We start from the raw sequence: 11,613 nt of genomic DNA on the forward strand, positions 1-11,613 counted from the left end.
CGCCGGCGGGCCGCCGGGTGGCGGGCCGCCGGGTGGCGGGGGTCAGCGCTGGGCGCGGTTCACTGCGGAGATGATCGCCTTGAGGGACGCGGTGGTGATCGACGGGTCGATGCCCACGCCCCACAGGACATGCTCGCCGACCGAGCACTCGACGTAGGAGGCCGCTCGCGCGTCCTCGCCCTGAGCGAGCGCGTGCTCGGCGTAGTCCAGGACCGCGACCTCGACGCCGACCCCCGAGAGCGCGTCGATGAAGGCCGCGATCGGCCCGTTCCCGGATCCCTGGAGCGTGATCTCGGTGCCGTTGTCGACCAGGTCGACGCTCAGCGCGTCGGGCGCGTCGCCGCCGCTGACGGCCCGGGTCCCGCGCAGTGCGAACCGGCCCCACGGCTCGAGCTCGCTGTCGGCGTCGACCGGCAGGTACTCGTCGGAGAAGATCCGCCACAGGTCGTCCGCGGTGACCTCGCCGCCTGCGGTGTCGGTGAACGCCTGGACCGCGCGGGAGAACTCGATCTGGAGCCGGCGCGGCAGGTCCAGGTGCCGTTCGTGCTTCATGAGGTAGGAGATGCCGCCCTTGCCGGACTGCGAGTTGACCCGGATCACGGCCTCGTAGCTCCGGCCGACGTCCTTGGGGTCGATCGGCAGGTAGGGCAGTGCCCAGATGAGGTCGTCGGTGCTGACCCCGGCGGCCGCGGCCTGCACCTCGCGGGCCTCGAACGCCTTCTTCAGCGCGTCCTGGTGCGAGCCCGAGAACGACGTGTAGACGAGGTCCCCGCCGTACGGGTGCCTCGGGTGCACGTCCATCTGGGTGCAGTACTCGACCGTGCGGCGGATCTCGTCGATGTCGGAGAAGTCGACCTGCGGGTCGATCCCCTGGCTGAACAGGTTCAGCCCGAGCGTGACGAGGTCGACGTTGCCGGTCCGCTCGCCCTGCCCGAACAGGCACCCCTCGACCCGGTCGGCGCCGGCCATGAGGGCCAGCTCGGCGGCCGCGACGGCCGTGCCGCGGTCGTTGTGCGGGTGCACGGAGATGGCGATGTGCTCACGCCGGGTGAGGTTGTTGCTCATCCACTCGATCTGGTCGGCGTACGTGGTGGGCGTCGCGCGCTCGACCGTGGCCGGCAGGTTGAGGATGATCTCGCGCCCCTCCTGGGGCTGGTAGACGTCCATCACCGCCTCGCACACCTCGAGCGCGAACTCCAGCTCGGTGTCGGTGAAGATCTCCGGGGAGTACTCGAACCCGAACACCGTGTCCTCGTCGAGCAGCTTCTCGGCGAGGTCGACAACGGCCTGGGTGCCGGCGACCGCGAGCTCCTTGGTCCCCTCGCGGTTGTTGCGGAACACGATCTCCCGGAACACCGGCGCGGTCGCGTTGTACATGTGCACCGTCCCGCGCGGGGTACCGACGAGGGAGGCGACCGTCCGCTCGATGAGGTCCGTCCGGGCCTGGGTCAGCACGGAGATCGTCACGTCGTCCGGGATCGCGCCGTCCTCGATGATCGAGCGCACAAACGCGAAGTCGGTCTGGCTCGCGGCCGGGAACCCGACCTCGATCTCCTTGTAGCCCATCCGCACGAGGAGGTCGAACATCCGCCGCTTGCGCCGCGGGTCCATCGGCTCGATGAGCGCCTGGTTGCCGTCACGCAGGTCCGTGGACAGCCAGCGAGGCGCCTGGGTGATCGTGCGGGAGGGCCACGTCCGCGCGGACAGGTCGTAACCGTCCAGCCCGGAGAAGGCGCGGTACTTGTGGGTCGGCATGGTGGTCGGCTGCTGTGCCGCGCGCACCTGGGAATCGTGTTTCATCGGGGGCTTCTTTCGCTTCGACGGGTCGGCCGGGGCACGACGACCACCGCGACGAGGGACCGGCCGGTCAGACCCCGTCGCGGCGACGAAGGAGGAGTCGCTGCGCGAACGAATGCATATTCGGCACTGTACACGTCACCCGAGGGCCACGAGCTCCTGATCCGTCATCGCGAGCAGCCGACCGTCGACCACGTCGAGGAAATCCACTCCACTCGGCAGCGTCGCGCTCCACCGTTCGCGACCGTCGGACGGGTCGAAGGTCGTCATGACCGCCCCCCGCTCGGGATCGAACGTCGGGACGAGCAGGGTGCGCCCGTCGGTGAGCACCTGTTGCGCGTGGTCGCCGAGCGGCATGTCCACGCTCCACAGCAGGTGCCCGGAATGGGCGTCCACGGCCGTCATCTTCTGGTGCGCGATGGCGATCAGGCGCCCGTCGAGCAGCAGCGACCGTCCACCGGGCGCCCAGCGGGACGCCCACAGCTGCTTGCCGGTGGCGGAGTCCACCGCGACCAGCCCGTTCTCGTCCACCGGCCGCACGAAGATCACGTCCGGCGCGGACCCGTCGTCGACCATGGGCACCACGAGCGGGCCGGAGATCGAGTAGCCGTCGCGCCGGTCGCCCGTCGAGACGGTGCCGTAGTGCGCCTCGCTCGACCAGACCCCGCCCGACTGCCCGACGGCGAATCGCCCGTCGGGCAGCACCGTGACCTCGGGCCCCCAGCCGCCGATGGCGGCCCGGTCGCCGCCGAGCAGGTGCCACTCACCCAGGACCGTGCCGTCCGGTCCGAGCGCCAAGGTCACCGGTCCACCCAGCAGGATGACCCCGTGCTGGATCGAGGTGAACAGCCACGGCGGCGAGCCGCCCGACTCCGGCAGCGGGTCGGTGCTGCGGAACGTCCACCGGGGGCGCCCGGACACCGGGTCCTCGCGCGTCACCAGCGCATGGTTGTTGCGGAGGATCTCGGCGACGACCAGATCCCTCCCGAGCGCCGCCATGGTCACGCTCGTGCTCGCCATCGTGCGCTGGGCCACCCGCTTGCCCGTCTTGCCGTCGAGGACGACCAGCCGGGCCGACCCGACGGGTGAGTAGTTGCCGTCCTGGGCGTCGAGCCGCGAGGCACCCGCCAGCAGGCAGGCGACGTCTGCCACCCGGTCGTCCCCCGGCATGCCGAGGGCGACGCAGCGCACATCGCCGGTTCCCGCGACCTCCGGCAGCGGCGCCTGCCAGCGCCGCTCGCCGGTGGTGCCGTCCAGCGAGACGACGGCGGCCGAGCGCTGGTCGTCGTAGCCGAACAGCACGACGTCGCGCCCGATCGAGTCCACCTGACCCCACCCGCGCAACGGCTCGTGCCACAGCTCGCGCAGCGAGGCGTCGATGGGCGCGAGCACCTCGGAGATGGTGGCAAGACGGGCGGCCCGGTCGTCGGCGCGGATCCCGGAGATGGCGCCACCGACCACCAGGACCAGCGGCAGCCCGGCGGCGACCGGCCACCAGCGGCGCAGGTGGCGCAGGTGGCGCAGGTGGCGCAACCCGCGCAGGGCCCGCTCGCGGATCGGGGTGTCGACCCGCGGGCTTTCCACAGTCGACGTGTCCCTGTCGGGGTCGCCCGGTTCACCACGGGCGCGCAGGACGTCGTCGGGGCCGGGCTCGACGACCTCGACCAGCACGACCTCGCGCATCTGGTCCCGCGCCATCCCTCGACGCTACGCGCGGCCGCCCGAAACCGCCGTCGCAGCCCGTGCGGCCGGCGCCGCTACCCGAGGCCGACCAGCTGCCGGTCGCTCATGCCCAGCAGCCTTCGCTGCAGGACATTGAGGTAGGTCACGCGCTGCGGCAGCGCCCTGGCCCACTCTTGACGCCCTTCGGCCGCGTTGAAGGCGGCCACCATCGGGCCGCGCACGGTGTCGAACATCGGGACGAGCAACAGACGTCCATCGGTGAGTACCTGCTGCGGATTGCCGACCGGTACGTCCCGCTTCCACAGCACGCCCCCGGAATGAGCGTCGATCGCCATCAGCGTGTGCCGCTCGAGCCCGATGACGCGACCGTCGAGCACCAGCACGCGTGAGCCCGGCGTCCAGTCCGAGCGCCAGCGCAGCTCCCCCGTGGCGGCGTCCAGCGCGACGATCCCGCTGTGGTTCACCGGCCGCACGAAGAGCACGTCCGCCGCCGAGGAGTCGTCGATGAGTGGCACCAGCACCGGCCCGGGGATCTCGAACCCGTCTCGCCGATCGGTCTGCGAGACGGTCCCGTAGCTCGCCTGGCTCGACCAGGACCCGCCTGACTGCCCGACCGCGAATCGCGCGTTCGGCAGGACGCTGACCTCCAGCGCCCACCCGCCGGCCGCGGCCCGGTCGCCGCCGACCAGGTGCCACTCGCCCAACAACCTCCCGGCCTGCGTCATCGCCCACGACACCGGCGCGCTCACCACGATGACCCCGTGCTGGATCTCGACCGAGACCCACGGCTCGCCGGTGCGCGACATCGGCAGCGGCGCCGGGCTGCGGAAGGCCCACCGGGCGCGCCCGGTCCGCGCGTCCAGGCGACTGACCGAGACGTGACCGTCCCGGAGCACCTGGGCCAGCACCACGTCGTTCCCGAGCGCCGCCACGCTGACCTTGTCGGTCTCCAGCGCGCGCTCGACCGTCCGAGCACCTGTCGCCCCGTCGAGGATGACCAGCATGGCGGGCGCGACCGCTGCGAATTTCCCGTCCTGGGCGTCGGACCTCGTGGAGGCCACCAGGACGCAGGCAACGTTCGGCGCGCGCTCGACCGAGGTACTGCCGAGCGCGACGCAGTCGACGTTGCCGGTCCAGTCGACCTCCGGCAGCGGCGACGCCCAGCGCCGCTTCCCAGTGATGGCGTCGAGCACGACGACGGCGGCGGACCGTCGCTCGGGCTCGTACCCGAAGAGCACGATGTCGCGCCCGATCGAGGCGACCTGCCCCCACCCGCGCAGCGGTTCCTCCCACAGCGCGTTCAGGTGCGGTGTGACCGATGCCAGCACATCGGGCTGTGCCGCGAGGCGGGCGGCCCGTTCCTGCGTGTGCAGGCTGGACAGCACACCGCCCGTGAGGAGGAGGGTGAGACCCGCGGCGACGGCCCACCATCGGCGCGGCCCGCGCAGCGCCCGCCTGCGGATCGGCTCGGGGAACGACGCGCGAGGCGCGGCTGCGTCGTGGGTAACAGGTTCATCCGGGCCCTGCCCGCGCGCGAGCTCGTCGGGGTCGGGATCGACAACCTCGACCAGCACGACCTCGCGCATCTGGTCCCGCGCCATACCCCGAAACTACCCGCCGATGACGCCGTCGTCGCCCATGCGCGGTCGCGAAATTGCCGGTTCCCTCAGATCCCGAGCTGGAAGACGCCCCAGTACGCGAGCATCACGAGGAGCACCAGCGAACCCGCACCGACCAGAGTGAGGATCGCCACCGCGGGCGCGCCCCGCACCACCGGACGTTCCCGGTCCCCGCGCAGGTCATCGGCCCGGTTGACGAGCACAGCGGCCGCGACGACCGTCGCGAGCCCGAGCAGCCGCACCCCGATCCAGCCACCCTGGACCACCCACGCGTTCTGGTCGTAGTCCAGGGCAAGCCTGGTGATCGCCACGAGGTACCAGACCAGGCCGGCGACGGTGAGCACCGCGCCGATCGCCGTCGCGAACAGCGGCGGGCTCAGGCCGCGGGCGAGCCCGGTGCCGCGCCGGCGCCAGCGGCGCGCGACCAGCCAGGTGGCGGCTCCGAGCAGGAGCGCGCCGATCGCGCCGAGCACCGTGGACAGCACGGTGTTCCCGTTCCGGAACCACCGCGGCGTCGGCACGGGCGCTGCGAGATACGTCTGGTGCGGCTTGTCGCCGGAGATCCTCGGCTCGGCCGTCGCGGTGACCGGCAGGCCCAGGATCCACCGCGCCAGATCCGCGACGAAGACCGCCGAGACCCGTCCGTCGACCCGGATGCCGTGGTCGGCGCCGGCGTAGTAGCGCACCGTGTACTTGTCGTTCCCGGCCACGGCGAGGTCGGTGATGATCTGCTCGGCGCCCTGCACGGTGGGCATCGCGGAGTCGCCCGTGCCGTACGCCACGAACACGGGCTGGGTGGTGCGCCGCTGGAACGGGGAGACGTCGAAGTCGACGTACGAGAACGCGCCACCGGGGAAGGCCATGCCGACCGCCCGCGGGATCGCACGGAAGACCCCCTGCGGCACGCCGGTGTTCCGCAGGTAGGAGTCGGCCGCGAAGGCGGCCTGCTCGCGCGGGGGCACCACCGGCGCCGAGATGAGGGCGGCGAAGGCGAGGTTGGGGTCCGTGCCCGTCAGCACCGGGGCGATCCAGTCACCCTCGCTCTCCGCGTAGAGCCCGACCCGGGCCGGGTCCACACCGGGCGTCCCCCGCAGCACGTCGACCGAACGGCCGTAGTCGAGGGCCATCTTCACGTAGTTGCGGTGGCGGGTGGAGTAGGTGTCGAGCCGCTTGTTCGGGACCATCGTGACGATCCCGGCGCTCGCCAGGTCATGGGCCTGGACCCGGAACGCCGAGCTGAACTTCCCGGTGCCCGCACCGTGGATGAACACGACCCCGGGCCGGTCGCCCGGCGCGCTCACGGGCTCGCTGATCTGGGCGTCCACCGCCGCGCCGTCGAGCTGGACCCGCACGACCCGCGTCGTCACGTCATAGGTGCCGACCGGCGTGGTGTGCAGCTCGGTGCCGATTCCCGTCGAACCGGACTCGACCGCCAGGGGATCCCGCAGCGGGGACGGGTCCCACTGGGGTCCCATGCTCGCGCCCGCCACCGCCAGGGCGATGATGCCGACGGCGGTCGACGCTGCGGTCCGAAAGCGCACGGGCCGAGCCTAGTTCTCGCACCCCCCCGGCGCCGGGCGATCGGGTCCCCCGGCGCATCGGTTGCGCCCCTAGAAGCCCATCTTCCCCAGCTGCTTCGGGTCGCGCTGCCAGTCCTTGGCGACCTTCACATGCAGGTCGAGGAAGACGCGCGTGCCGAGCAGCGCCTCGATACCGCGCCGGGCCTCGCTGCCGACGTCGCGCAGCCGGGCACCGCCCTTGCCGATGATGATGGCCTTCTGGCTGTCGCGCTCCACGAAAAGATTCACCCGCACGTCGAGCATCGGGGTCGGCCCCTCGCGCGGCACGATCTCGTCGACGACGACGGCGAGCGAGTGCGGCAGCTCGTCGCGCACGCCCTCGAGCGCGGCCTCTCGCACCAGCTCCGCGACCATCACGACCTCGGGCTCGTCGGTCAGCTCGCCCTCCGGGTAGAGCGCCGGCCCGGGCAGCAGGTGGCCGATGATCACCTCGGTGAGGACGTCCACCTGGTAGCCGTCCACCGCGGAGACGGGCACGATGTCGGCCCACTCGCCGAGCTTCTCGATCGAGAGCAGGTGCTCGGTGAGGCGCGCGCGCCCGACGACGTCGGCCTTGGTCGCGACCGCGATGACCGGCGAGGTGACCTCGGCGAGCTGGGCGGCGATGTACCGGTCGCCGGGGCCGATCTTCTGGTCCGCGGGCAGGCAGAAGATCACCACGTCGACCTCGGTCAGGGTGTCCCGGACCAGCGCGTTGAGCCGCTCACCGAGCAGCGTGCGCGGCCGGTGCAGCCCGGGGGTGTCGACCAGCACGAGCTGGGCGTCGGGCCGGTGGATGATGCCGCGGATCGTGTGCCGCGTCGTCTGGGGACGCTCGGAGGTGATCGCCACCTTCTGCCCGACGAGGGCGTTCGTGAGGGTCGACTTGCCCGCGTTGGGCCGCCCGACCAGGCAGGCAAAACCAGAACGGAAGTCAGTCATCGCGAAGCTCCATGCAGATCGGGTCGGTCGTGGCGGTCGGTGTGGGGTGCCGACAGGTCAGGGGTGGTCAGGGCGACGACGAGGGTCGCGAGCTGCTTGCGGCGGCCCTCGACCCGGTCGCCGAGGAGGTGCAGGCCGTGGATGTCGCCGACCGAGCCGGGCAGCGGGACCTTGCCGATCGCCTTGGCGAGCAGGCCGCCGGCGGTGTCGACGTCGTCGTCGTCCAGGTCGAGGTCGAACAGCTCACCGAGCTCGTCGACCGGCAGGCGCGCCGGCACCCGGAACCGGCCGTCTCCGAGGTCCTCGACCTCGGGTCCGGAGTGGTCGTGCTCGTCGGTGAGCTCGCCGACGATCTCCTCGAGGGCGTCCTCGATCGTCACGAGCCCCGCGATGCCGCCGTACTCGTCCACGACGATCGCGATGTGCGAGGCGCCGGCCTGCATCTCGCGCAGCAGCGCGTCCACGGGCTTGGTCTCCGGGACGAACACCGCCCGGCGCAGCATCGTGCCCACCTTGTCCTTGGCGCTGCCCGGCGAGTCCTGCAGGCGCCGCACGACGTCCTTCAGGTAGACCACGCCGCGCAGGTCGTCCACGGACTCCCCGATGACGGGCACCCGCGAGTAGCCGGACTGCACGAACAGCGCGAGCACCTTGCGCAGCGAGGTGGTGGCCGACGTCGTGATCATCTCGGTGCGCGGCACCATGACCTCGCGCGTGAGCGTGTCGCCCAGCTCGAAGACCGAACGGAACATCTCCCGCTCGTCGTCCTCGATGCCCTCCGACTCGCTCACCCGGTCGACCATGTCCCGCAGCTCGTCCTCGTCGACCTCGCCGGTGCGGCGGGCCGGGGGCGAGAGCCTCCCGATGGGTAGCCGGACCACGACGGCGAGCAGCCCGGAGAGCACCAGCAGCACCCGCATCGGGTGGTTGCGGCCGAGCATGCGCGGGCTGATCCGGACCAGGACCAGCGCGAGCAGCCCCGAGATCAGCACGGAGAGCAGCAGCACCTGCCACCACGCCAGCGACCCCGAGCCCACCGCGAGGGTGATGCAGGTCGTGGCGGTCATCTCCGCGACGAGGCGCACGAACGCGGCCGAGGCGGCGGTCCGCGCGGGCGTCGCCACGAGGCGCCGGATCCGCTCGGCGAGCGGGTGGCCGTCGGTGACCACCTCGCTCACCGCGGACCGGGTGACCCGCAGCACGGCGGCCTCGCCCGCGCTGAGCAGTGCCGCGAGCACGATCCCGAGCGCGGCGACCAGGGCGAGCAGCCCGACCGGGCCTGCGTTCATCGGCCGGCGAGGAACGTGAGCAGGAGCTGGCGCTGGAGGGCGAACATCTCCTTCTCGTCCTCGGGCTCCATGTGGTCGTACCCGAGCAGGTGCAGGATCCCGTGCGTGGTGAGCAGCAGCAGCTCCTCCATGGTGGAGTGACCCGCGGCGCGCGCCTGCTGGCCGGCGACCTCGGGGCAGAGCACGACGTCGCCGAGCAGACCGGCGGGGGTCACCTCGCCGTCCATCCCCGGGCGCAGCTCGTCCATGGGGAAGGACAGCACGTCGGTGGGCCCGGGCTCGTCCATCCACTGCACGTGCAGCTCGGTCATCACCTCGGTGCCGACCAGCAGGATCGACAGGTCGGTCTGGGGATGCACGTGCATCGCGTCGAGCACGTAGCGCCCGAGCGCGGCGAACTCCGCCTCGTCGGTCACGTAGCCGGACTCGTTGTTGACCTCGACGCTCATCGGGCATCCCTCGGGTCGGGCTGGCGGGCCGCGCGGACGACACCGTCACGGCCGTGGCCGTCGTGGTCGCCGGCCCGGGCCGAGCCGTCGGGCCGGACGTCCCAGCGGGCGTAGGCGTCGATGATGTCGCTCACCAGGCGGTGCCGCACGACGTCGCCCGAGCTCAGCCGGCAGAACGCGACGTCGTCGACGTCGGACAGGATCTCCTCGACCACCCGCAGGCCCGACGCCGTCCCATGCGGCAGGTCGACCTGGGTCACGTCGCCGGTCACCACGATCTTCGAGCCGAACCCGAGGCGGGTGAGGAACATCTTCATCTGCTCGACCGAGGTGTTCTGGGCCTCGTCGAGGATGATGAACGCGTCGTTCAGGGTGCGCCCGCGCATGTAGGCGAGCGGCGCGACCTCGATCGTGCCGGCCTCCATGAGCCGCGGGATCGAGTCCGGGTCGACCATGTCGTGCAGCGCGTCGTAGAGCGGGCGCAGGTACGGGTCGATCTTCTCGCTCACGCCGCCGGGCAGGAACCCGAGCTTCTCCCCCGCCTCGACCGCGGGCCGGGTCAGCACGATGCGGCTCACCTGGCGGGCCTGCAGCGCCTGCACGGCCTTGGCCATCGCGAGGTACGTCTTGCCGGTGCCCGCGGGGCCGATGCCGAACGTCACCGTGTTCCGGTCGATCGCGTCGACGTACTCCTTCTGCCCGGAGGTCTTGGGGCGGATGGTGCGGCCGCGGCTGGACAGGATGTTGAGTGTCAGCACGTCGGCGGGACGCGCCTGGGCGGGTGCCGTGAGCATCGCGACCGAGCGGCGGACGACGTCGGCGGTGAGCGGGGTCCCGGCGTCGGCGACCTCGGTGAGCTCGTCGATCAGGCGGGCCAGCAGCGCGACGTCACCGGCCGGGCCGGCCAGGGCGATCTCGTTGCCGCGCACGTGCACGTCGACCGCCGCGAAGCCGTCCTCGATGGCCCGCAGGACCTCGTCGCCGAGTCCCAGCAGGGCGACCATCGGGATCGTGGACGGGATGGTGATCCGGTGCTCGACGCGCGCCGAACGTGCTCCCGGGGTGCGCCGCGCGGGTGTTGACTCTGCCATGGGACGGCCGACGGGCCTGAGCTCTCCTCGATCCGGGCGCGCTGGTGCGCGCCGCTCGTCCCCCATCCTACCGAGGCCCGCCGCGCGGCAGCCCGCCGGCGGTTTTCGGCGCTCAGGCGGGGTTCCACCCGAGCCGCGCGCCGCCGAGCACGTGGGCGTGCACGTGGAACACGGACTGCCCGGCCTCCGGGCCGGTGTTGAACACGAGCCGGAACTGCCCGTCGGCCTCGGTGCCGGCGACCTGGTCCGCGAGCTCGACGACGGCGGCCAGCAGGCGCGGGTCGGCCGCCGCGAGCTGGGCGACGTCGGCGTGGTGCTCGCGGGGCACGACGAGCACGTGCAGCGGGGCTCGCGGGTTGAGGTCCCGGAAGGCGACCGCGTCGGCGTTCTCGGCGACACGGTCGGCGGGCACCTCCCCGGCGACGATCCGGCAGAACAGGCACTGCGTGGCGGTCGGCATGCAGGTCAGGCTATCCCGGCGTGGGGTGTTGCCCGCGGGTGGTCGGTACCGATTGACTGGCGGTTCACCTGCTGCGGAGGCCATTGACCATGACGAGCCCGACCACATGACGCACCCGATCCTGACCCGGCCGCGCTCCGCGGCGATCACGGCCCTCGCGCTCGGCGCCGCGCTGGCGCTCGCGGGGTGCACGGCTTCCGACCACCCGGCCGCCCCGGCATCCTCGGCGGCGGCGTCGCCGTCGTCCTCCGCACCGACCAAGACGGCCCCGGCTCCGGCCCGGGCCGTCACGACGACGATCACCAAGCCCGCCGACGGGTCCACCGTCGCCGGGCCGCGGGTCACCGTGAAGGGCACGGGCACGGCGTTCGAGGGGACGCTGAAATGGCGGGTCCTGCGCGCGGGGACGACGAGCGTCGTCAAGAAGAGCTTCACGACCGCGGGCGCGAACGGCACGATCGGCCCGTTCTCCTTCTACGTCCAGCTCGCCCCGGGGCGGTACACGCTCGAGGTCTGGGAGCCGGCAGAGGGGGAGGGCACCGAGGGCCCCGACACCGGCAACCGCACGAACCTGGCCACCTCGACGTTCACCGTGACCTGACCCCCGCCCTCCGCCCGTCGGTTACTCCCCTTTTCCCCGTAACGTCCGAGCGTTGACGTCCTATAGGAGGTCAACGCTCGGACGTTACGGGTGCGAGACGTCACCGGCCGCTCGGTACGCGTT

10 protein-coding genes are annotated in these 11,613 nt (G+C 72.2%); 1 reads left to right on the forward strand and 9 read right to left on the reverse strand.

Going from position 1 to position 11,613, the window contains the following annotated elements; translation table 11 throughout:
- Positions 1 to 42: 42 nt before the first annotated feature.
- The 9 genes from leuA to VIM26_RS01925 form a co-directional block, all read right to left on the reverse strand.
- Complete coding sequence (gene leuA / locus VIM26_RS01885; RefSeq protein ID WP_331948621.1) at positions 43 to 1,800, reverse strand: 2-isopropylmalate synthase; 1,758 nt, start codon at positions 1,798 to 1,800, stop codon at positions 43 to 45.
- Positions 1,801 to 1,935: 135 nt separating this feature from the next.
- On the reverse strand, positions 1,936 to 3,495 hold the full coding sequence (locus tag VIM26_RS01890; protein ID WP_331948622.1) for a PQQ-binding-like beta-propeller repeat protein: 1,560 nt from the start codon (positions 3,493 to 3,495) through the stop codon (positions 1,936 to 1,938).
- A 59-nt stretch (positions 3,496 to 3,554) separates the two neighbouring features.
- Positions 3,555 to 5,081 (reverse strand): PQQ-binding-like beta-propeller repeat protein, encoded by a 1,527-nt coding sequence (locus tag VIM26_RS01895; protein ID WP_331948623.1) that lies wholly within the window; start codon positions 5,079 to 5,081, stop codon positions 3,555 to 3,557.
- Between the two features lie 65 nt (positions 5,082 to 5,146).
- Entirely contained in the window at positions 5,147 to 6,640 is a 1,494-nt protein-coding gene (locus tag VIM26_RS01900; protein WP_331948624.1) for an alpha/beta hydrolase, read from the reverse strand.
- 69 nt (positions 6,641 to 6,709) lie between these two features.
- A complete protein-coding gene (era, locus tag VIM26_RS01905; protein WP_331948625.1) occupies positions 6,710 to 7,600 on the reverse strand; it encodes a GTPase Era in 891 nt (296 codons plus the stop codon).
- Complete coding sequence (locus VIM26_RS01910) at positions 7,597 to 8,889, reverse strand: hemolysin family protein (protein ID WP_331948626.1); 1,293 nt, start codon at positions 8,887 to 8,889, stop codon at positions 7,597 to 7,599. Before VIM26_RS01910 ends, era begins: the two co-directional genes overlap by 4 nt.
- Positions 8,886 to 9,338 carry an rRNA maturation RNase YbeY gene (ybeY, locus tag VIM26_RS01915; protein WP_331948627.1) on the reverse strand — a complete coding sequence of 151 codons (453 nt, stop codon included), beginning with the start codon at positions 9,336 to 9,338 and terminating at the stop codon, positions 8,886 to 8,888. The genes VIM26_RS01910 and ybeY overlap by 4 nt, the downstream gene beginning before the upstream one ends.
- The gene (locus tag VIM26_RS01920) at positions 9,335 to 10,429 is read right to left on the reverse strand and encodes a PhoH family protein (RefSeq protein WP_331948628.1); all 1,095 of its coding nucleotides are present in this window, start codon (positions 10,427 to 10,429) and stop codon (positions 9,335 to 9,337) included. Before VIM26_RS01920 ends, ybeY begins: the two co-directional genes overlap by 4 nt.
- A 112-nt stretch (positions 10,430 to 10,541) precedes the next feature.
- Entirely contained in the window at positions 10,542 to 10,889 is a 348-nt protein-coding gene (locus VIM26_RS01925) for an HIT domain-containing protein (protein ID WP_331948629.1), read from the reverse strand.
- A 106-nt stretch (positions 10,890 to 10,995) separates the two neighbouring features.
- On the opposite strand from VIM26_RS01925, the gene VIM26_RS01930 reads away from it, so the two are divergent.
- On the forward strand, positions 10,996 to 11,490 hold the full coding sequence (locus tag VIM26_RS01930) for a Gmad2 immunoglobulin-like domain-containing protein (RefSeq protein ID WP_331948630.1): 495 nt from the start codon (positions 10,996 to 10,998) through the stop codon (positions 11,488 to 11,490).
- The last annotated feature ends 123 nt before the right edge of the window (positions 11,491 to 11,613 follow it).

This window comes from Pengzhenrongella sp. (assembly GCF_036565025.1).
Classification (GTDB): Bacteria; Actinomycetota; Actinomycetes; order Actinomycetales; family Cellulomonadaceae; genus Pengzhenrongella.